This is a genomic window from Pseudomonas khorasanensis (assembly GCF_014268505.2).
GTDB lineage: Bacteria > Pseudomonadota > Gammaproteobacteria > Pseudomonadales > Pseudomonadaceae > Aquipseudomonas > Aquipseudomonas khorasanensis.
Window position 1 is genome coordinate 1 of sequence record NZ_JABWQP020000018.1, and the last position, 20,605, is coordinate 20,605.

The window sequence follows — 20,605 nt, forward strand, 5'->3', positions numbered from 1 at the left end:
AAAGCGTCAGCCCGGCCAGCGCATGGCTCAGCCCATCAACCCCCGCATCGCCAAAAACAGCAGCGAAGGCCCAAGCAGACACCCAAGCGCTGTATAGAACGCCGCCGTCAGGCACCCATAAGGCACGAGTTTCGGGTCCGTCGCCGCCAGCCCGCCGGCCACACCGCTGGAGGTTCCCATCAAGCCACCGAAAATCACCGCGCTGCGCGGATTGTTCAGGCCGATCATGGGTGCCACGAACGGCGTCATCACCATCACCAGAATTGCCTTGATCAAGCCCGCCGCAATCGACAGCGCCATGACTTCGGAACTGGCGCCAATCGCCGCGCCGGTCACCGGGCCGACGATGTAAGTCACGGCGCCTGCGCCAATGGTGGTCAGGCTGACCGCATCGGTGTAACCGAACGCCATCGCCACGCCGACGCCGGCCACGAACGAGGTGCCTACGCCGACAAACAACGCCAGCACACCGACAAATCCGGCGCGCTTGAGCTCATCGACACTGACCCCGAACGCTGTGGCGACAATCGCAAAATCTCGCAGCATCGCACCGCCCAGCAGACCGATGCCGGACAGCAGCGGAATATCCACCACTCCCTTCTGCCCGCCGGTCAGCGCACCGCCGACATACGACAGCACCAGCCCGAGCAGAATGGCGATCGCCGAACCGTGCAAACGGCCCTTGGTGAAGGTGTTGGACATCCAGTAGGACACCCACATGGTCAGGCCGACAATCAAAAAGCCGCTGATCAACCCGTAGCCGGTGATCACTTTCATCATCGATTCGTACATGGCGATCACCCTGCGGTCTTGGCTGGGGCGATCGGGGTCTGCTCCTTGTTGCCCATGCGCGTCAGCACCGGCACCAGGGCAAAGGCGATCGCTACGGCAAGGGTGCCGGCAAGGATCGCCATGGGCCCACCCTTCAGTGCACCGTATACGTTTTGCTGCGCCGCCATGGCCACGACGATAGGAATGTAGATCGCGCTCCAGAACTCGACGCCCTGCTCGGTCTTGCCCTTGAGCCAGCCGCTTTTGTTCAGGTAACTGCCCAGGCCGATCAACAGCAGCATCGCAATGCCGACGCCGCCGACATTGGCCGGCACGCCGATCAGCTTGCCGAGCAATTCACCGACCCAGATACCCACCAGCGTACAAAAGGCGAGAAACGCCACACCGTAAATAATCATTGTTGTAGTCCTCAAAGTGCATCGTCGAATGTTGTTTTTGTTGTTCGAAGCTTGAGTCGCGGCGGTTTTAGAGTTGGCGGCCACCCTCCTCACGCAACAGCGCCTGCAAGGTGTCGAGGCGGGCACTGTCGAAGGCAGTAACGGTGCCCTGTTCGAACACCCGGCGCGCCAGCCCGGTCAGCACCGCACCGGGCGGCAGTTCGATGTGTAAACGCACGCCGCGCTCGTAGGCGCTTTGCACGGTGCCGCGCCAATCCACCACGCGGCACATGTTGAAGGCGAGGTCGTCGCGCAAGGCATCCGGCTTGATCACCGGACGCGCACGGCTGCCGCTCAGGTAGGCGATCTGCGGGGTTCTCAGTTCGACCCTGGCGAAAGCGTCGGCGAGGAACTGCGCCGGTTTTTCCAGCAGCGGACAGTGCGACGGCACGCTGACCGCCAGACGTTTCGCCAGTCCGGCGCCACGACTGCGCGCCAGTTCGGCCACTGCTTGCATGGCCTCGTCGCTGCCCGCAATCACCACCTGATTGTCGGCGTTGATATTGGCCAGATAAACCGGTGTTTCCTCGCTGTGCACCTGGGCCAGCAGCGATTCGACTGTGGACAACTGCAAGCCGATGATCGCAGTCATGCCGTAGCCCTGTGGATAAGCCTGCTGCATCAACTCACCGCGCAGGCTCACCAGATGCAGTGCATCGCTGAAACTCAGGGACCCCGCCACCACCGCTGCCGGGTAAGCGCCGATGGACAGCCCGGCGACATAATCGGCGCGCAGTCCGTACGCCAGCAACTGCCGCGATGCCGCGACACCGGCGATCAGCAGGCACAGCTGAACCGCCCTCGTCGTGCGCAAAGCCTCGCCGGAATCGAGCAGCAGAACGTCTTCGCCGAGCACATCGCCGGCCTCGGTCAGTGTCTCGGCAGGCAAACGCTGGAGCATGCCCGCTCGCTGCGCGCCCTGGCCGGGAAACACCAGCAGGCTGCTCACGCTGCCTGCTCCTGCGGGTTCCATGGATCGGTCACCAGTTCAGCCTGTTGAGCATTTTTGAGCAGCACCCGCGCCGAACCACTGGCCCATTCGCGCAAGGCCACCGCACCGAATGGCGTCTGCAGTTGCATGTCGACCCGGCACACGGCCTGATCGAAAAGCGCGACCAGTTTGCGCGCCTGGTTTCGCGTCATCCGTTGCGGCGTACGCAAAATCAAATCGAGGTCGCTGCCCGCGTGCATGGCTTTGAACCCGCTGGCCAATTCGAACCCGGCACTGCCACTGACACCCCAGCCCCATCCACAGTCAGTGAGCATCGGCCTCAGCTGTTTCAGCGCGTGCATCGCTGGCAGATCACGGGGGCTGTCGACCTGACACAGCGCTTCGGGACTGACCCGTCGTTGAACCGAATCCATTGGCATAAACGCCGCCAATCGCTGCTCACGCCAAACGCCGCGAACACCGACAGCAACGACACCTTCGTCGCACAAGGCTCGCCGTACCACCACCGGTTGCCCCGCCGCCAGCGACTCGACCGCCCACGCCGGCGCATCCGCCGGCAAGTGCGCAGGCGCCATGCCCCACAACAAGTCATGAGCCAGCGGGCTGTTCACCACTGCGCCCTCAGCAGTTCGCGGACGCGGCTGGAAGCGGCACGATTGCTCGCGCCGAGGCGCCCCTTCAAATCACTCCCGGTGACATCGTTGATCGCTTGCTTCAGGCACTCGGTCACCCGCGCCAGATCTTCTGTGGTCGGTTGTTCGATCTGCTGCACCGACAGGGTTTCCCAGAGCAAACCGAGGCTGGCATAGCTGTCGATGTCATACGCCATCGGCGGCACGCTGGCGGCCAGCGCTTCCAGTTCTTCCACACTGCGCAAGGTCACCCGCGCCGCCGAAGCCTTGCCCATCGCATGCACCATTACGCCAGGATCACGCAGCGCAATGATGCGATTGGCCTGATAACCGTGGGCCAGAAACGCACCCGACATGGCCTTGCCCACCAGCAGCGCAATCACCGGATGGCCGGCCAGCCGCGCGCGGGCATAACTGTCCGCCGCACCAGCCAGCGCCTGATGGATGCCGAGGGCTTCTTCGCGTCGGCCATAAGCCTGGCTCGGGACATCGACGATGGCGATGATCGGACGCTTTTGCGCATTCTCCCGGTCGGCGTTGATTGCGTCGTCCACTGCCTTGGCAAGACCCCAACCTTCGAGCAAACCGACTTCGCCGTTACGCGCACGGGGGAAACGGTTGTCCGGGTCCGCGACCACGGCGATGAAACGCCCGAGGTCAGCGTCGGCCACTCTCAGCGAGGGCGGCAAACCATCTACCGCTTTCGCACCCATGCTCAAGGCGTTGAACCAGTTCAAACCGCGCAGTGAATAACCGCTCATGAGCGCTCTCCTTGATACAGACCGCGAACCACCGAAGGCTCGATTTGCGCCTGGGTGTCGAGGCTGGCGAGACGCTGCAGGAACCACTCGGCACGCTGGCTGCGCGGTTGCACCGGCAGGCCCTGCTGAAGCAATTCGCCGACCTGCTGACGAATCTTCGCCACGTCATCGCCGACGTAGCGATCCACCAAGCCACTGGCGAAACGTTGCTCGCCGCCGGTCAGGCTCCAGATGAAGGGCCGGTCGCGGGAGTCGTATTCTTCGATCCCGGCTTCCTGCTCGATCACTTGCGGGCCGTTCAGGCCGAGGCGTGCTTCCTGAGTCACCAGCAAATAGCTGCACAGCGCAGCGGCAATCGACATCCCGCCGAAGCAACCGACGCTGCCCGCGACCACGCCGACTACCGGCTGGTACCGCTGCAGATCGACAATTGCCGCGTGAATATCGGCAATCGCCGCGAGGCCGAGATTGGCTTCCTGCAAACGCACGCCACCGGTTTCCAGCAGCAACACGGCGCACGTCGGGATGCCGTTGCGGTTGTCTTCGGCGGCCAGTTCCAGCGCACCGGCAATCTTCGCCCCGCCGACTTCGCCAAGGCTGCCGCCCTGAAATGCGCCTTCAATCGCGGCGATCACCACCGGCAGTCCGTCGAGGAGGCCCTTGGCGATCACCACACCATCATCGGCTTGCGGCACCACGCCCTGGCGTTCGAGCCACGGCGACATCACCCGTTGAAACGGATCGAGCAATTCGCGGAAGGTCCCGGCATCGAGCAAGGCCTTCGCCCGTTGCCGCGCGCCGAGTTCGACGAAGCTGTGCTTGTTGAGCAGCGCTGCGCTGTCAGTCATGGCCAATCTCCTCGAAACCTTGTTCCAGACGCAGTCGCACCACCCCCGGCGTGGCGCCGAAATCATGAATATCGATGGCCATCGCCGGCGGCGTGGTGCCGTCGAACATTCGCGCAAACAGGTGCTGCCAACGTTGCTGCGCGCCGTTGACCGAGGTCTGCACATTGATCGTCAGCTTGCCGGTCAGGCCCGGCTCGATCAGCACTTCCAGATCACCCGAGCCGACACAACCGACCAACGCGCGTCCGCGTGGCGGCTGTCCGGCGGGGAATTCAAACGATAGGGTTTCCATCAAAACGCTCCCTGAACAATGCCGTCGCGCTCGATGCGATCAAGCAGCAGCGTGGCGGCGAGCAAATCGGCGGCGCCGCCGGGCGAGGCATTCAATGCGATGAGTTGTTGATCGAGTTCGTGCAGGCGACGGCGACCGCTGAGGCTGGCGCTGCCGCCGGCATCGAGCACAGCTTGTGCGCCGGATTGCATGGCGTGCAGGCCGGGTTCGCCGGCGCGGTAGAGCACGCAGGTGTCGGCCAGCTCGGTCATGATCGCGAGCAAGGCGTCGAGCCGGGCGTTCTGTTCGCCGTGGCCGTTTTGACGGCTGCGTTTGAGTTGCGGCAGGCCACGTTGCAGCACGGACGGGAAGCCCAGTTGCGCCTCTTCCCGGGCACCGCGTGCGCCGTAACGCTGGGCCACCTGCGCGCCGTGGCTTAACGGCTTTGGTGCGTAGCGGTCGTCCAGCAGTGCCAAACGTGCGGCACAAAGCGCGACAGTGGATTTCGGTTGCAGGGCTGCGGCCGTCACCAATAATCCCAGCGCCCAGATCGCGCCGCGATGTGTGTTGACGCCGTTCGTGGTGGTGAGCATGGCTTGCTCACCCTCGCGGCCGATCCGGCCGATCGCTTCGCGTAACGGTAAGCCGACTTCACCAGTGGTTTGTGCGGCCTCGGCCATCTCCTTGAACGCCGGCCACAACGCCAACGCCGAAGCGTGCATCAGGCCCAGGTGCAAATCGGTGTGGGCGCCATTGCCACGACGGTCGACCAGCGCCGGTTTCGGCGACAGGTCCGCTTCGTCGATCAGCGCGTCCACGGCCAGATCCGCCAGGCGTTCGGCCAGAGACAGCGGTTTGGCGTGCAAGTTGATTGCGTGCATTACCAGCTCCTGAATTTGGCGGGCGGGTTGTAGAGGCCGCCGGACCACTCGACCAGATCGGCCACGCTTTTCGCCGCGAGCAATTCACGGGTGGCGTCGGTGCGGCGAATGCCGAGGTCTTCGGGCAAGGCGATCAGGCCCTCGCGGCGCATGCGTTCGGTGTCTTTCGGGTTGTGGCGCAGGCCGATGGCGGTGACGCCCGCGACGGCAGCGATCATCGCCTGGCGCTCTTCCAGCGAGCGCGCCTTGTACAGGTAGGCGATGCCTTCTTCGGTGAGCAGGTGAGTGACGTCGTCGCCGTAGATCATGATCGGCGCCAGCGGCATGCCGCTTTTCTTCGCCACCTCCACCGCGTCGAGGGTTTCGACGAAGGTCGGTTTGCCGCCCTCCTGGAATGTCTCGACCATTTGCACCACGAGTTTCTTGCCGCGTTCGAGCATCGGTTGCTGCGCGTCGTCGTGGCGCATGTCCAGCCACGCCGGGGTACCGTGTCGCCGGCCGCGCGGGTCGTGACCCATGTTCGGCGCGCCGCCGAAACCGGCGAGACGGCCCCGGGTCACGGTCGAGGAATGGCCATCGCCATCGACCTGCAATGTCGCGCCGATAAACAGATCCACCGCGTACTGCCCGGCCAATTGGCAGAACATGCGGTTGGAACGCAGCGAGCCGTCGCGACCGGTGAAGAACACGTCCGGGCGGGCGGCGATGTAGTTTTCCATGCCCAGTTCGGTGCCGAAGCAATGCACGCTCTCGACCCAGCCGCTTTCGATCGCCGGGATCAGCGTCGGGTGGGGGTTGAGCGTCCAGTTGCGGCAGATCTTGCCTTTCAGACCGAGGGATTCGCCGTAGGTGGGCAGGATCAGTTCGATGGCGGCGGTGTTGAAACCGATGCCGTGATTGAGCGACTGCACGTTGTGTTTTTCGTAGATGCCACGGATCGCCATCATCGCCATCAACACATGCACGGGCTTGATGTGCCGTGGGTCGCGGGTGAACAGCGGCTCGATGTAGAACGGCTTGTCGGCCACCACGACGAAATCGACCCACGAGGCGGGAATGTCCACGCGAGGCAGTTCGCTGACGTCGTCGACCAGTTGGTTGACCTGGACGATGACGATGCCGTCGCTGAACGCGGCCGGTTCGATCAGCGCCGGGGTGTCTTCGGTACTGGGGCCGGTGTAGATGTTGCCGGCGCGGTCGGCCATGAACCCGGCCGAAAGGACGACGTTGGGAATCAGGTCCACCACCAGCCGGGCGTAGAGTTCGATGTAGGTGTGAATCGCGCCGACTTCCAGCAAGCCGTCTTCGAGCAACTGGCTGATGCGCAGGCTCTGGGTGCCGGCGAAGGAGAAGTCGAGTTTGCGGGCGATGCCGCGTTCAAACAGGTCCAGATGCTCGGAGCGGCCGACGCTGGGCATGATCATGTGCAGGTCGTGGAGCTTGGCCGGGTCGGCCTTGGCCAGCGAACGGGAAAGGAAATCCGCCTGCTTCTGGTTGTTGCCCTCCAGCACCACGCGATCGCCGGGATGAATCAGCGCTTCAAGCGCGGCGACGATCTTGTCGCTGGGCAACACCGCACCGTCTGCCAGCCCGCGCACCTTGTCGAGCCGGCGCCGCTTCTCATCGCGCCGCCGCGTCCAGCGCGAGTCGGGGGAAATTGTTGTTGTCATGCTCACTCCACGGGGTTCGCTGTCGTGGAGCCAAGTTAGGCGCGTGCGATGAGGGCATCAATCAAGCTGGATGGCGAATCATTACGCTGAGAGTAATGGTCGCAATCGCTTTCGCGAGCAGGCTCGCTCCCACATTGATCGTTCCCACGCTCCGCGTGGGAACGATCGAACGCATTCCAATTGTGGGAGCGAGCCTGCTCGCGAAGAGGTCAGTCGCCTCAGCGCATTTGCTCAGTCAGTGGGCACCATTTTGTCCAGCACCCGGTTCACCGCCATCTCCGCCACCATCACAATCTGCGCGATGCCCTGCAGGGTCTTGCGCTGCGAGCCTTCCACCGAGGTGGCGTGGTTGTGCAGCATCACCGTCGCTGAACCAAGGGTTTCACAGGCGTCGGCCAGCAGGGATTCGGTGTCGGCTTCGGGGTTGGCCATGTACAGCGTGTTTGGGGCGTAAGGCGGGGCCATGAAGTCAGCGCAGGGCGGGCCGAGGTAATGGTCGAGGGCGCGCTCGGCGGCTTCGTGGAATTTCTTTGAGTCGGGGGACTGATAAGGAGATGCCGGGTCTGTGGCCGGCGGATTTGGCGTTACTTTGAACATAAGCTGTGTTCCCGTTGTTGAGCGCCAACCCCTTGGCTACTAAACGAAAGGGAGGCAGCTGTACGCAGGTTAGTAGACCGGGGAACTCAGCTTAAGCCGGCGCGCCGAAGCGCCCTGCGTACAACCACCATCAAGCTCAGATGCGGAACACCTGTGATGAATGCACGACCAGCTGAATTACCGCGGGCTACTAAACCCGATCACTGGGAATCAGTGACCCGATCCAAGTTACGCAGCATGCCTTGGGCGCACAAGCCGGCGGATTCTGGTGCATGCGTAGGCAGGGGCGCAAGGATTTGTAGGCTGGCGGGGCGTAACACTGGGTGTCTTTAAACACCGGTAAGGATTGGTGTTTATTGAGCTACAGGAATTGAGGATCTACCTGTGGGATTGTGGTGATGCGACTGGCGCTTTCGCGAGCAGGCTCGCTCCCACAGAGGTTGCCCGGTGTACACACCTGTGGGAGCGAGCCTGCTCGCGAAGAGGCCATCCAAAACAGCGAAAACCTTGGATCAGCGGGCCAATCCCGCATCCACCAGCAACCGCTCCAGCCCCAACAAATCCGGCACCTTCGCCACCTGTTCACCAACCTGCACCGCTGCCTGTTCCAGCGAGCACAACGGCACATCGACATAACTCAACTGGCTATCCAGCTTGTACGAACGCGGAATCCCCTGCACCAGCAGGGCAATGAACTTCAACTCCGGCAACCCGCCCAACGCATTCAGAATTACAATCCGCGCCCGCTCGCCAATGACGATTTTCTGCCCGCAGGCCGACTCGAAACTCATCAGCGGTATCTGCCGCTCACGCCAGGTTACCCGGCCCAGGTACCACGGCGGCGTGTCCAGGTCGAAAGCGCTGGCCTGGTAAGCGATCAGCTCAGCGATGGCGACGTTCGGCAGGATCAGATTGCGATCGGCCAGTGGCAGCAGCAGGCCGGTGAGTTGGCTGGTGCGCGGGTTGTGCCGGCGCTCATGCATGTTTCTTGCTCCACTGGGCGATGCTCTCGAGCAGCACCGATTCCTGATACGGCTTGCCGAGGTAGTCGTTGACGCCGATGGCCATGGCGCGGTCGCGGTGTTTTTGCCCGGTGCGCGAGGTGATCATGATGATCGGCAAATCTCGCAGGCGTTCGTCGTTGCGCACTTGCGTCGCCACTTCGAAACCGTCCATGCGCGGCATTTCGATATCGAGCAGCATCAGGTCCGGCGTGTGTTCTTCGAGCAGCAACATGGCATCGACACCGTCCTTGGCGGTCAGCACGTTCATGCCATGGCGTTCGAGCAAACGGCTGGTGACCTTGCGCACCGTCACCGAGTCATCGACGACCATGATCAGCAACGGTTTATGCGGTTCGCTGTCGATGTCCGGGCGCGCCGGTTCCTGCGCCACCCGCGCCTGCATCGCGCGGATTGGCGCGAGCAGGTCGAGAATCAGCACCACCCGGCCATCCCCGAGAATCGTCGCCCCCGAAACGCCCTGCACCGCTGCAAACTGCGGGCCGAGGCTCTTGACCACGATTTCTCGAGTGCCGGCCATGGCATCGACCAGCACCGCAATGTGCCGGTCGTTGTAATGCACCAGCAGCACCGGCAACGGCAGGTTCTGCCCGAGCAATTTGGGCCGTGGAGCAGTTTTCAGCAACTCGCCGAGGTAGCACAGTTCGTAACGCTGACCGCCATATTGATAGCGCGGCGGAGCGTGACGGAAATGCCCTTCCAGATCATTCGGCAACACGCGCACGATGCCTTCGATGGTGTTCAGCGGAATCGCGTATTGATCCTCACCGCACTGCACCATCAGCGCGCGGTTGACCGACACGGTGAACGGCAGCCGAATGCGAAAATGCACGCCCTGCCCCGGCACCGAGTCGATGCTCATGCTGCCGCCGAGCTGGCGGACTTCCTCGTGGACCACGTCCATGCCGACGCCCCGCCCGGAAATCTGGGTGATTTTTTCCGCCGTCGAAAAGCCCGGCTGCAGGATGAACTGCAACACATCGCGGTCGCTGATCTCGGCGTCGGGCCCAAGCAAGCCGCGCTTGATCGCCTTGCGCCGCACGGCTTCCAGCGGCACGCCGGCGCCGTCGTCGCGGATATCGAAAACGATGTCGCCGCCCTCGCGAGACAGGTCGAGCGTGATCTGCCCTTGCGCCGGTTTGCCCGCCGCCACCCGCACTTCAGCGGATTCGAGGCCGTGGTCGACGGCGTTGCGCAGCATGTGTTCCAGCGGTGCGGCCATGCGTTCAAGGACGTTGCGATCCATCTCGCCATCGGCATTGCCAACGACAAACGCAACATCCTTGCCCAGCTCTTCGGCAACCTGACGAACGATGCGTTTCAGGCGCGGCACCATGCGCTCGAACGGCACCATGCGCGTGCGCATCAGGCCTTCCTGCAATTCGGTGTTGATGCGCCCTTGTTGCTGCAACAGGTTCTCCGCGTCGTGATTGCGGCGGTCGAGGGTTTCCTTGAGGTCGAGCAAATCCGAGGCGGACTCGAACAGCGCCCGCGACAGTTGCTGCAACTGCGAATGGCGGTCCATTTCCAGAGGGTCAAAATCTTCGTAACCCAGGCGTTCGCCGTCGAGTTGCTGACGGCTGAGAATGCGTCCCTGGGTTTCGGTGTCGAGACGGCGCAACTGATCGCGCATGCGCTCGAGGGTGGTTTCCATCTCGTTCAGGGCAATCTGCGCATCGTTGACCTGCTGCTCGATGCGTCCGCGAAAGATCGAGGTTTCCCCCGCCAGATTCACCAGTTCATCGAGCAGTTCGGACGACACTTTGACCATGTCCGCGCCGGTGTCGGCGGTCGGTGGCGCCGTCTCGGGTTTGATCACGGGCACCGGTGCCGGCGGCGCTTCAACCGTCAGCGGATGGCTGAAATTCTGGATCGCGCTGATCAGTCGATCGGCCGGCGGACAGGGTTGCCCGGCGCGCACGCCGTCGAGCATTTGCGCCAGTCGGTCATGGCCTCGCTGCACCAGCGCGAACAGCTCGGCGGACGGTTGCAGCGCACCGGAGGAAAGGCTTTCGTAAAGAAATTCCAGCTCATGAGCGAGATCGCCGATCGGGCCGATCTCGACCATGCGCGCGCCGCCCTTGAGGGTGTGCAGGTCGCGCAGCAGGGTTTCGACTTCCTGGCGGTTGCCCGGCTCGGACTGCCAGCGCAGCAGCGCGGCCCCGGAGCTTTCGATGATGTCGAAACCTTCTTCGAGAAAAATCTCCAGCAGTTCCGGATCGTGCCCGGCGTTGTCGTGCCCGGTTGGCGCTGACGGCGCTGCGCTGGCGGCCTGGCCCTGACGCCACTGGCGCATGGCGTCGATCAGATCCTGCGCCGGGGTCGAAGGCTGATGCGCTTGCAGTTGCTCCAGCAACAGCGCCAGTCGCGCATGACTCTGTTGCAGCAAGTCCCCGAGCGCTGCGCTGCGGCCGTAGCGCCGGTCGACCAGACCTTCGTAAAGGTTTTCCAGCTCTTGGGCGAGATCGCCGATGGCCTCGACCTCGGCCATGCGGGCGCCGCCCTTCAAGGTGTGCAAGTCACGCTGCAGTGACGACAACGGCGCAGCATTTTCCGGGTCCGCGAGCCAGCGCTGCAAGGCTTGCCCGGCGCTGTCGAGAATGTCCACGGCCTCTTCAAGGAATATCTCGACGATCTCGTCGTCCGGTTCGAGTGCGCTGGCCGATTGCTGCAGCTCGGCGGTGGCGCTGCCCAGTTCGCGAATATTCAGGGTGCGGCTGCCATCGCTGCGAATCAGGCCCGTGGACGACGGATCGAGGCCTTCGCCGAGCAGCGCCTGCAAGGCATTGATCCGCTCCGGCTGCGGGGTGATTTCCTGGCCGGCGGCGAGTTCGTCGAGCATGTTGATCAGCGCTTCGTGGGCCAGTTGCGCCTCGTGGAAAAACCGCTCGCTGACCGCCAGGCTGCTTTCTTCCACAGCGCCATAGAGGTCGAGCAACGCTTCGCACAAACCATCGACCGGGAGCAGGTCCGCCAGGTGCGCGCCTTCGCCCAGGGTGGTCAATTCATCGAGCAAGGCGCTGAGTTCCTGCCGTTCGCCGGGGTGTTGCTGCCAGCGCTGCAAGAGGTTTTCGGCGTCGAGCAAAATGTCCATGCCCTGGTCGAGAAAGTTGTTGATCAGTTGCGGATCGCGCTTGATGCGCTGCCCGGTTTCAGCGGCGTCGAAGCTCGCTTGCAGGCGTTCGGCGAGCAGCGCGTCGGTGCGTTTGATCAGCGACTGCGCACCCACAATCGGCGCCAGCGGATCGTGCTTGAGCTGGCGCAGGCCGACACGAAACAGCCCTTCGGCTTCGAGCAGCAACTCGACCTCATCAAGGTCCAGCGGTAATTGATGCGCCTTGAACTCGCGAGCCATTTGATCCAGCGCAGCGGCCAGCTCAGCCATCGGCAACACCCCGGCCATCGAGGCGCTGCCCTTGAGCGTGTGCAGCGCACGTTGCAGCTCATCGCTGGCCTGCAACGGCACATGCTCGGCGGCCTGGTCGAGGAACCGGTTGAGGCTGGCGAGGTGGGTTTCGGCCTCGTTGCGGAAGATCTCGAGCAACAGCGGATCGAGTGCGGCGACGTCGTCGGTGTCTTCGGCGGCAAGCGCTTGATCACCCTTGGCCAGCGCGTGGGCGCGGGCAGCGAGTTGGTCGACATCGCTGCGCTGACGCTGGCGCCGGGTGGCGAATTCGCTGATCAGTTCGGGCAGCAGCAACACGGTGTCGTCGAGCAACCGGCGCAACACCTCGCCAGGTTCGACACTTTGTTCGAGCACGCGATTCAGAAGGTTTTCCACTGCCCAGGCCAGTTCCCCCAGAACCAGCGCGCGGACCATGCGCCCGCTGCCCTTCAAGGTGTGGAAGGCCCGGCGCAATTCGGTCAGCGCGGCGCGATCCTGCGAGTCGGCGGTCCAGCGCGGCAGGTATTCGTGGAGGACTTCAAGGACCTCGTCGGTTTCTTCGAGGAACACTTCGCGCAGCTCATCGTCCACCGGTTCTTCATCGGCCGGCGGCGGCATCAGGCTGCCCGGCGTACTGCGTGCGGGCGGGTTGAGCGCCGACACTGGACTGGCCAGCACGTCGGCCAGCGACTGCACGACGTCAGGATCACCCAGCGTTTGCTGGTCCTGCATGACCAGCGCTTCGCCGGGGCTGAGCACCTCGTCGAGCACCGGCACCTGCGGCTCGCCGGGCTGCTCGTTGGGAAAGAAGCCAAGGCTGGCGAGGCTGTTCTGGGCGACGTCCAGCAGTTGCTCGGCGGGCGCTTGCGGGTCGTCGCTCAGGCGTTCGAGGTAATACTCGAGGCTGCTGATCACATCGGCCAAATGGTCGAGCTGCTCCCAACCCGGTTCGTGGGCATCGAGCATCAGGTGTTCGCGAATAAAGCCGTTGCAGGCCTCGACCAGACTGGCCGCGCGCGCCAGCGGAATCATCGCCAGCGCCCCGCGCACCTGGGTCAGCAGCTCAGGCAGGGGTTGCAGGTGCTGGCGGTCCCAGTCGGCGTCGATGTAATCGACGATCATGTCCTTGGCCTGTTGCAGGCAGATGCGCGCTTCCTTGATCACGATCTGATGGATCTGCGTCAGGTCGGTGGTCGGCAGGCGCGCGTCGTCGGGGGTTTGCGTTTCGACCGTGCCAACCATGCCGGCCAGCGTCGCTTCGACGTAGAGCAAGGCACCGGCGACGTCCATCAGGATCGCGTCGTTCGGTTCGCGCTGGCCCTGAGCGAGGCTGAGCACCACCGCCAGTTGATCGATGATGACTTTGCGCGGCTGGCCGAAACCCAGCACCGCGAGGGTGTCGGCGATCTGCCGCAGCGGCGCGAGCAGGCTGTCCAGATCCGAAGCGTGCTGGCGGTCGCTGCGCACGAACAGATCGAGCCGTTCCTTGACCCGCACCAACTCTTCGCACAGCGCCGCCAGCACCGAGCGCATGGCGTCGCGGTCGGGGCCGGCCAGGCGCGCGCGTTCTTCATCGACCATCGCGCTGTCAGGCAACGCGTCGTCCAGGGAGTAGCGATCTTTCATGGTCAGCATCTGCCCGGTGGGGTGTTCGGCTTTGGCAATATAGAACAACAGGCTTTTCAGCAGTTCTGGCGGAGCCGGCTGGTTGAGCCCGGCCATGCCTTGATCGAGCAGACGCTTGAGCTCTTTGTCAGCGTCCTTGAGCAGGCTGCGCAGCGCCGGACTGTTGGCAATGGCGCCATCGTTCATGCCCTCGACCAGCGCCGAGGCGACGTGCCACAACGGACTCAAGGGCGAATCGCCGCTCAGCGCTTCGAGGCGGCTGAAGACTTTGCTCAGATAGGCCAGGTGTGTCTGGTCGTCCTGTTCACGCAGCAGACCGACCAACGCCATTTGCAGCATCTGTCGCAATTTGCGCAGCACATTCGCCAGATCGGGCGGTTCGAGGGCGGCCAGTGCCTCATCGCTCAAAGGCGCCAGCTCGGGCAACGGCGGGCTGAACAGGCTGGTCTCCGCCAGCAGGCTTTCACCGCGAGCGCTGCGCAGATCGTTGATCAGCGGCAACACCACCAGCGGCAGGTCACGGCGTGCGCTCTGCACGCGGTCAAGGTACGTCGGCAATTGCCCCAGCGCTTGCAGCATCAGATGCAAGGCTTCGTCGCGGTGCGGCACGCGTCCATGCTGCAAGGCTTCGACCAGTTGCTCCATTTCTTCGGCGAGCAATGCAGCGCCGTAGAACTCGACCATTTGCAGGCTGCCGTGCACTTGATGAATGTAGTCCTGGCACTCGTCCAGCCCGGGAAACGCCTGCGGATCGTCGAGCACCGCCTCAATCGCCTGATGCGCCAGCTTCAGCGTTTCGGCAATTTCGCCTTTGACCCACTCGAGGGCCACATAGTCGTGCCGACCACCCATAACCACTCCACTCACCCTTTATCTGTCGCCGCCGGCAAGGTGAAACCGGACACCGAACGGCGCAACTGACTGGCCATCTTCGCCAGGTTGCCGATGCTTTCGGCGGTGGCCGTGGAGCCGGACGAGGTCTGCGACGTGATCTGCTGGATCACGTTCATCGTCAGGGAAATCTGCCCGGCCGAAGACGTCTGCTGCTGCGCCGCGTTGGAAATGCTCTGGATCAGCGCCGCGAGGGTCTTGGACACGCCTTCGATTTCTTCCAGGGCCACACCGGCATCCTGCGCCAGTCGCGCGCCGCGCACCACTTCGGTGGTGGTCTGCTCCATGGAGATCACGGCTTCGTTGGTGTCGGCCTGAATCGCCCGCACCAGCGTTTCGATCTGCCGGGTCGCCGCGGACGAACGCTCGGCCAGACGCTGCACTTCGTCAGCAACCACCGCAAAACCGCGCCCGGCATCGCCAGCCATTGACGCCTGAATGGCCGCGTTGAGCGCGAGAATGTTGGTCTGGTCGGCAATGTCGTCAATCAGGCTGACGATGTCGCCGATCTCCTGAGAAGACTCGCCGAGGCGCTTGATGCGCTTGGCGGTGTCCTGAATCTGCTCGCGAATGTTGTCCATGCCGTGGATGGTGTTGTGCACCACCTCGTTGCCCTTGTTGGCGATTTCCACGGAGCGTTCGGCCACCGCCGACGATTCGGCCGCGTTGGCCGAGACCTGATCAATGGATTCGGCCATGTCGCTGATCGCCGTCGAGGCTTCGCAAATCTGCTGCGCCTGTTGTTCCGAGGCCTGGGCCAGGTGCATGGCGGTGGCCTGGGTTTCCTGTACGGCGGCGGCGACCTGGCCGGCGGTGAGGTTGATGGTCGCGACCAGATCGCGTAGCTGATCGACGGAATAATTGATCGAGTCGGCGATGGTGCCGGTGAAGTCTTCGGTCACCGAAGCGGTCACGGTGAGGTCGCCGTCGGCAAGGTCTTCGATCTCGTCGAGCAGGCGCATGATCGCGTTCTGGTTGCGCTCGTTCTTCTCGGCAGTTTCGCGCAACTGGCGATTGGTTTCGCGCACCATCACCAGGCCAATGAGAATGATCGAGGCCAGCGCCAGCAAGCCCAGGACATAGCCGCCGATGGTGTCGGTGTTGCGCCCGCCGGCAAGGTGTTCAAAACCGGTGGCCAGGTGGGAGGCTTCATCGAGCAGGGTTTGCGACAAGGTAAAAATGTTGGTGGCCGACTCGCGCACCTTGAACAGCTCCGGCGAGGTTTCGAGGATTTCATCCACCGAGCCTGAGACGAACTGGAACAGTTCGGAGATTTCACTCAACCGCGCACGGGCGTCGCGGTCTTCGACCTGGCTGATTTTCAGCGCCGGGTTGCCCTGCAACATGCCGTTGAGTACCAGGCCGAAACGCGCGGCGTCACGACCGAAGGCATCGGCGGCCTGCTGCGAGTTTTCGTCTCCGGCGAGCACGGTATTGACCGCGCCGAGGATGCGTTCGGCCAGCAGCGATTGCCGTTGCGCCATCGCCACCTGCGCCGCCGGAGCGCCGCGCTGCAGAAGGATTTCAACGACTTTTTCGTATTCGATCTGCAACTGCGGCACGGTTTCGGCCAGGGTGGCGGCGACCTGATGCAGCGACAGCACGGTCTGCTCGCTGGTGAGGATCGCGTCGGTATTCTTCAGCAGGCGCTCCCAGTCCATCTGCACGGCGCGCATTTCCGGGCGCACGGCGACGGGTGCGGGCGGCAGGCCGGTGTTCGGGTCGCCTTTTTTCAGGTAACCCCAGCGCTGGGCGAAGTCGTTACGCGCGTCGCTCAACAACTTGAACGCGGCCGCCTTGCCCGCCGCCGCTTCGGTGGCGTTCTTGGCGATGCGTTGCGAGAGCACGCGCAGCTCACCGGCGTGGCCGATGTACTGTTTGTCGTAATTCGCCTGGGTGTTGAGGTACGCGAAGTTGGCGAACAGCAGCATGATGAACACGATCAGCGCGATGAACAGCACGATGATCTGCGCGCGACTGCGCGATCCCTCTGCCGACTTGCCTGTTTTTGCTTTTGTCATCGGTCCTCGCCCTTAACCCACACCTTTGAAGCCTGCTGCAATCCCTGTGGGAGCGAGCTTGCTCGCGAAAGCGGCAGGTCAGCCAATATTTATTTCGCCTGAAACGCCCTCTTCGCGAGCAGGCTCGCTCCCACAGGGGACGGTGTTAAATCTGTCAGATCGCCACACCCATGAACACCGGGGATTTGGCCAGTGCAAACAGGCTGAACACCCGCCAGTTCTGTTCGCGGCGGAAATAGCCTTTGACGAACTCGGCCTTCGAACCCTGACGCTTGCTGATCGACAACGGCTCGAAACTGCCCTGTTCGAAATGCTGCAAGCCGATGACTTCGTCGACCATCACCCCGACAAACACGTCGTCATGCTCCACCACCAGTACCCGGCGCTGTTTGCGCAGCGGCGACAGTTCATGGCCGAAGAATCCGCACAGATCCATGATCGGCAGCAGCCGCCCGCGCAGATTAGCCACACCCTTGACCCACGGCTTGACGCCGGGCAATTGAGTGAAGCGCGGTTCGTGCAGCACTTCGCTGACTTCGCCCATCGGCGCCACATACCAATGCTCGCCGAGGCGAAATCCGATGCCGCTCCAGCGATCCTGACGTGCCGCCTGGGAGGGCAGGTCTGCCGCCAGCAAGCGGCAGCGCTGGTCGATCTGCCAGAGCAGTTCGAACGCGGTCAGCGATTCGCTCATGATCGCGCAATCAGCCTTTGAGTACGTTGTTCAGGGTCTTGATCAGGGTGTCTTCATCGACCGGTTTGGTCAGGTAATCCTTGGCGCCCTGGCGGGTGCCCCAGACCTTGTCGGTTTCCTGATCCTTGGTGGTGATGATGATCACCGGGATATGCGCGGTGTCGGCATCCTTGGTCAACTGCCGGGTCGCCTGGAAACCGTTGAGGCCGGGCATGACGATGTCCATCAGCACCGCGTCGGGTTTTTCCTGACGGGCCAGGGCCACGCCGTCGGCGCCGTTCTCGGCCTTGAGCACTTCATGGCCGTGCTTTTCGAGCATGCCGGTCAGTTTGTACATTTCAGTCGGCGAATCATCGACGATCAGGATACGTGCCATGGTCTTCCCCATTTTTCTGGTCGACTTCCGGCCCGCTGGCCGAGCGTCACTGTGCGTGTCTTACTGCGGCAAAACGGCGGCGAAGCCCGGAACATGGGCCTGGATCGCGTTGAGCAGTTCTTCTTTGCTGAACGGCTTGGTCAAGAATTGATCAGAACCGACAATTCGCCCCTTGGCCTTGTCGAACAGCCCGTCACGCGACGAGAGCATGATCACCGGCGTGGCCTTGAAGGCGCTGTTGTTCTTGATCAAGGCACAGGTCTGATAGCCATCCAGACGCGGCATCATGATGTCGACAAAAATGATCCCGGGATGGTGGTCGGCAATCTTTGCCAGCGCATCGAAACCGTCGATCGCCGTGATCACTTCACAACCGACGTTCTTCAACAATGTTTCGGCGGTGCGGCGAATCGTTTTCGAGTCGTCGATCACCATGACCTTCAAGGCGCTGGACTGCTGTTCCATAAGAGGGTTCTACCGTCGCCTTTGCGAATCAAATTGTCCGTTTTTCTGCGAATAATGGCCTCAAACCCTTGATACCCAAGGGGCGGCGCGATCTGCCAGCCTTTTTAGCACAGTCTCCAGATGCAATCTATCGACGGGTTTTTCCTTGACCCGAAACCCGCCCGGCGCCACTCTGGCGGCACTTTTTCAATACCGATCCGGTAGCCAAAATTCGAGGAAAACCCAATGAGCGTTCGCGTCGGGATTGTCATGGACCCTATCGCCAGCATCTCCTATAAAAAGGATAGCTCGCTGGCCATGCTGCTGGCCGCGCAGAAGCGTGGCTGGGAACTGTTCTACATGGAACAGAAAGACCTGTATCAGGCCGAAGGCCAGGCGCGGGCGCGGATGAAGCCGCTGAAAGTCTTCGCCAACCCGGAAAAATGGTTCGAACTGGACGCCGAGCAAGACAACCTGCTGAGCGATCTGGACGTGATCCTGATGCGCAAGGATCCGCCCTTCGACATGGAGTTCGTCTACTCCACCTACCTGCTGGAACAGGCCGAAACCGCCGGCGTACTGGTGGTGAACAAACCGCAAAGCCTGCGTGACTGCAACGAAAAGCTGTTCGCCACGTTGTTCCCGCAGTGCACGCCGCCGACCGTGGTCAGCCGCCGCGCCGACGTGTTGCGCGAATTTGCGGCGAAACACGGCGACGTGATCCTCAAGCCGCTCGACGGCATGGGCGGCACTTCGATTTTCCGTCATCGTGCCGGTGACCCGAACCTGTCAGTGATCCTGGAAACCCTCACCGCGCTCGGCGGCCAGCAAATCATGGGCCAGGCCTACCTGCCGGCGATCAAGGACGGCGACAAACGCATCCTGATGATCGACGGCGAGCCGGTGGATTACTGCCTGGCGCGCATTCCCGCCCAAGGCGAGACCCGTGGCAACCTCGCCGCCGGCGGCCGTGGCGAAGCGCGCCCGCTGACCGACAAGGATCGCTGGATCGCCGCACAAGTCGGGCCGACCCTGCGCGAGAAAGGCCTGCTGTTCGTCGGCCTGGACGTGATCGGCGAGCACCTGACCGAAATCAACGTCACCAGCCCGACCTGCATCCGCGAAATCGACAATGCGTTCGGCACCGATATCGGTGGAATGCTCATGGATGCGATCGAGAAGAAGCTGCAAGCCGCCGGCAAAAAGCCGCAAGCCTGAGGCACGTCACATGCAGTCTGTCGCTTGAAGCGTGAAGCCCAAGGCGCGAAACCAACATTGCGTTATCATGCGCAGCCTCTGAAAAACGCGATGTTGGTTTTCTTGTCATGACCCTCCCGTCCGATCTGCCCGCTGAACTCGCCCATCGTGGCGTGCGCCCGGCCGATCGCCTCGGTTTTACCCTGTTTCTCGCGGCACTGATTCATTTGGCGCTGTTGCTGGGCGTCGGCTTCACCATGGTCGAACCCCAACAGATCAGCAAAACCTTGGAAATCACCCTGGCCACCTTCAAGGCCGAGAAGAAGCCTGAGAAGGCAGACTTCCTCGCCCAGGAAAACCAGGAAGGCAGCGGTACGCTGGACAAGAAAGCCCTGCCCAAGACCACCGAAATCGCGCCGTTCCAGGACAATCAGGTCAAAAAGGTCACCCCGCCGCCCGCAGCCAAGCCAGAGGTGCAGGAAGCCGCACCGAAGGCAGCGGTGACCACCGTCGCGCCGAAACCGAAGAAAGCGCCGACCAAGAAAGAAGAAAGCAAAACCGAAGTCAAACCGACCGTCGACGCGCCGGTGTTCGACAGCTCTCAGCTGTCCAGCGACATAGCCAGCCTCGAGGCGGAACTGGCCAAGGAACAACAGCTGTACGCCAAACGCCCGCGCATCCACCGCTTGAGCGCCGCCTCGACGATGCGCGACAAAGGCGCCTGGTATAAGGACGACTGGCGCAAGAAGGTCGAGCGCATCGGTAACCTCAATTACCCCGAAGAAGCACGACGCAAGCAGATCTACGGCAATCTGCGCCTGATGGTCTCGATCAACCGCGACGGCTCGCTGTATGAAGTGCTGGTACTGGAGTCCTCCGGCCAGCCACTGCTGGATCAGGCGGCGCAGCGCATCGTGCGTCTGGCCGCGCCATTTGCGCCGTTTACCGGGGACCTGTCGGATATCGACCGACTGGAAATCATCCGCACCTGGAAATTTGCCCGGGGCGACAGACTGTCCAGCAATTAAGGGCAAAATCAAAAGATCGCAGCCTTCGGCAGCTCCTACATTGGGCCTGCGTACACCCTGTAGGAGCTGCCGAAGGCTGC

Annotated in this window: 18 protein-coding genes; 2 read left to right on the forward strand and 16 right to left on the reverse strand. The window is 62.7% G+C overall.

The window, feature by feature from the left end; all coding sequences use genetic code 11:
• Positions 1-27 precede the first annotated feature (27 nt).
• The 16 genes from madM to pilG all read right to left on the reverse strand — a co-directional run bounded on the left by madM (position 28) and on the right by pilG (position 18,321).
• A complete protein-coding gene (gene madM / locus HU727_RS23995; RefSeq protein WP_038861195.1) occupies positions 28-792 on the reverse strand; it encodes a malonate transporter subunit MadM in 765 nt (254 codons plus the stop codon).
• Positions 793-797: 5 nt separating this feature from the next.
• Complete coding sequence (gene madL / locus HU727_RS24000; RefSeq protein WP_186530607.1) at positions 798-1,190, reverse strand: malonate transporter subunit MadL; 393 nt, start codon at positions 1,188-1,190, stop codon at positions 798-800.
• A 67-nt stretch (positions 1,191-1,257) separates the two neighbouring features.
• Positions 1,258-2,178, reverse strand: coding sequence for a malonate decarboxylase subunit epsilon (gene mdcH, locus HU727_RS24005; protein ID WP_186530609.1), 921 nt, complete (start codon positions 2,176-2,178; stop codon positions 1,258-1,260).
• Positions 2,175-2,795: a malonate decarboxylase holo-ACP synthase gene (locus tag HU727_RS24010; RefSeq protein WP_186530611.1), complete on the reverse strand. Its 621-nt coding sequence runs from the start codon at positions 2,793-2,795 to the stop codon at positions 2,175-2,177. The genes mdcH and HU727_RS24010 overlap by 4 nt, the downstream gene beginning before the upstream one ends.
• Complete coding sequence (mdcE, locus tag HU727_RS24015) at positions 2,789-3,574, reverse strand: biotin-independent malonate decarboxylase subunit gamma (protein WP_186530613.1); 786 nt, start codon at positions 3,572-3,574, stop codon at positions 2,789-2,791. Before mdcE ends, HU727_RS24010 begins: the two co-directional genes overlap by 7 nt.
• Complete coding sequence (locus HU727_RS24020) at positions 3,571-4,422, reverse strand: biotin-independent malonate decarboxylase subunit beta (RefSeq protein WP_186530615.1); 852 nt, start codon at positions 4,420-4,422, stop codon at positions 3,571-3,573. The genes mdcE and HU727_RS24020 overlap by 4 nt, the downstream gene beginning before the upstream one ends.
• A complete protein-coding gene (locus HU727_RS24025) occupies positions 4,415-4,714 on the reverse strand; it encodes a malonate decarboxylase subunit delta (protein ID WP_186530617.1) in 300 nt (99 codons plus the stop codon). Before HU727_RS24025 ends, HU727_RS24020 begins: the two co-directional genes overlap by 8 nt.
• On the reverse strand, positions 4,714-5,574 hold the full coding sequence (locus HU727_RS24030) for a triphosphoribosyl-dephospho-CoA synthase (protein WP_186530619.1): 861 nt from the start codon (positions 5,572-5,574) through the stop codon (positions 4,714-4,716). Before HU727_RS24030 ends, HU727_RS24025 begins: the two co-directional genes overlap by 1 nt.
• Complete coding sequence (gene mdcA / locus HU727_RS24035; protein WP_186530621.1) at positions 5,574-7,244, reverse strand: malonate decarboxylase subunit alpha; 1,671 nt, start codon at positions 7,242-7,244, stop codon at positions 5,574-5,576. Before mdcA ends, HU727_RS24030 begins: the two co-directional genes overlap by 1 nt.
• 231 nt (positions 7,245-7,475) lie before the next feature.
• Entirely contained in the window at positions 7,476-7,841 is a 366-nt protein-coding gene (locus HU727_RS24040; RefSeq protein WP_186530623.1) for a DUF6124 family protein, read from the reverse strand.
• Between the two features lie 512 nt (positions 7,842-8,353).
• Positions 8,354-8,824, reverse strand: coding sequence for a chemotaxis protein CheW (locus HU727_RS24045; protein ID WP_186530625.1), 471 nt, complete (start codon positions 8,822-8,824; stop codon positions 8,354-8,356).
• On the reverse strand, positions 8,817-14,726 hold the full coding sequence (locus HU727_RS24050; RefSeq protein ID WP_186530627.1) for an Hpt domain-containing protein: 5,910 nt from the start codon (positions 14,724-14,726) through the stop codon (positions 8,817-8,819). The genes HU727_RS24045 and HU727_RS24050 overlap by 8 nt, the downstream gene beginning before the upstream one ends.
• Before the next feature lie 11 nt (positions 14,727-14,737).
• A complete protein-coding gene (locus HU727_RS24055) occupies positions 14,738-16,786 on the reverse strand; it encodes a methyl-accepting chemotaxis protein (RefSeq protein ID WP_186530629.1) in 2,049 nt (682 codons plus the stop codon).
• A gap of 154 nt (positions 16,787-16,940) precedes the next feature.
• Positions 16,941-17,480: a chemotaxis protein CheW gene (locus HU727_RS24060; protein ID WP_186530631.1), complete on the reverse strand. Its 540-nt coding sequence runs from the start codon at positions 17,478-17,480 to the stop codon at positions 16,941-16,943.
• A 10-nt stretch (positions 17,481-17,490) separates the two neighbouring features.
• Positions 17,491-17,856: a twitching motility response regulator PilH gene (pilH, locus tag HU727_RS24065; protein WP_039757553.1), complete on the reverse strand. Its 366-nt coding sequence runs from the start codon at positions 17,854-17,856 to the stop codon at positions 17,491-17,493.
• A 60-nt stretch (positions 17,857-17,916) separates the two neighbouring features.
• Positions 17,917-18,321 (reverse strand): twitching motility response regulator PilG, encoded by a 405-nt coding sequence (pilG, locus tag HU727_RS24070; protein WP_016772743.1) that lies wholly within the window; start codon positions 18,319-18,321, stop codon positions 17,917-17,919.
• A gap of 225 nt (positions 18,322-18,546) precedes the next feature.
• Here pilG and gshB point away from each other — a divergent pair, with 225 nt between their 5' ends.
• Both gshB and HU727_RS24080 read left to right on the forward strand, forming a co-directional pair.
• Positions 18,547-19,518 carry a glutathione synthase gene (gene gshB, locus HU727_RS24075; protein ID WP_186530633.1) on the forward strand — a complete coding sequence of 324 codons (972 nt, stop codon included), beginning with the start codon at positions 18,547-18,549 and terminating at the stop codon, positions 19,516-19,518.
• A 107-nt stretch (positions 19,519-19,625) separates the two neighbouring features.
• Positions 19,626-20,525 carry an energy transducer TonB gene (locus tag HU727_RS24080; protein WP_186530635.1) on the forward strand — a complete coding sequence of 300 codons (900 nt, stop codon included), beginning with the start codon at positions 19,626-19,628 and terminating at the stop codon, positions 20,523-20,525.
• Positions 20,526-20,605: the final 80 nt, after the last annotated feature.

What these genes read in the sequence shown, in the direction of transcription:
- madM (WP_038861195.1), bottom strand. Translation starts at nt 792, where the DNA reads ATGTACGAATCGATGATGAAAGTGATCACCGGCTACGGGTTGATCAGC.
- madL (WP_186530607.1), bottom strand. Translation starts at nt 1,190, where the DNA reads ATGATTATTTACGGTGTGGCGTTTCTCGCCTTTTGTACGCTGGTGGGT.
- mdcE (WP_186530613.1), bottom strand. Translation starts at nt 3,574, where the DNA reads ATGAGCGGTTATTCACTGCGCGGTTTGAACTGGTTCAACGCCTTGAGC.
- HU727_RS24020 (WP_186530615.1), bottom strand. Translation starts at nt 4,422, where the DNA reads ATGACTGACAGCGCAGCGCTGCTCAACAAGCACAGCTTCGTCGAACTC.
- HU727_RS24025 (WP_186530617.1), bottom strand. Translation starts at nt 4,714, where the DNA reads ATGGAAACCCTATCGTTTGAATTCCCCGCCGGACAGCCGCCACGCGGA.
- HU727_RS24030 (WP_186530619.1), bottom strand. Translation starts at nt 5,574, where the DNA reads ATGCACGCAATCAACTTGCACGCCAAACCGCTGTCTCTGGCCGAACGC.
- mdcA (WP_186530621.1), bottom strand. Translation starts at nt 7,244, where the DNA reads ATGACAACAACAATTTCCCCCGACTCGCGCTGGACGCGGCGGCGCGAT.
- HU727_RS24040 (WP_186530623.1), bottom strand. Translation starts at nt 7,841, where the DNA reads ATGTTCAAAGTAACGCCAAATCCGCCGGCCACAGACCCGGCATCTCCT.
- HU727_RS24045 (WP_186530625.1), bottom strand. Translation starts at nt 8,824, where the DNA reads ATGCATGAGCGCCGGCACAACCCGCGCACCAGCCAACTCACCGGCCTG.
- HU727_RS24050 (WP_186530627.1), bottom strand. Translation starts at nt 14,726, where the DNA reads ATGGGTGGTCGGCACGACTATGTGGCCCTCGAGTGGGTCAAAGGCGAA.
- HU727_RS24055 (WP_186530629.1), bottom strand. Translation starts at nt 16,786, where the DNA reads ATGACAAAAGCAAAAACAGGCAAGTCGGCAGAGGGATCGCGCAGTCGC.
- HU727_RS24060 (WP_186530631.1), bottom strand. Translation starts at nt 17,480, where the DNA reads ATGAGCGAATCGCTGACCGCGTTCGAACTGCTCTGGCAGATCGACCAG.
- pilH (WP_039757553.1), bottom strand. Translation starts at nt 17,856, where the DNA reads ATGGCACGTATCCTGATCGTCGATGATTCGCCGACTGAAATGTACAAA.
- pilG (WP_016772743.1), bottom strand. Translation starts at nt 18,321, where the DNA reads ATGGAACAGCAGTCCAGCGCCTTGAAGGTCATGGTGATCGACGACTCG.
- gshB (WP_186530633.1), top strand. Translation starts at nt 18,547, where the DNA reads ATGAGCGTTCGCGTCGGGATTGTCATGGACCCTATCGCCAGCATCTCC.
- HU727_RS24080 (WP_186530635.1), top strand. Translation starts at nt 19,626, where the DNA reads ATGACCCTCCCGTCCGATCTGCCCGCTGAACTCGCCCATCGTGGCGTG.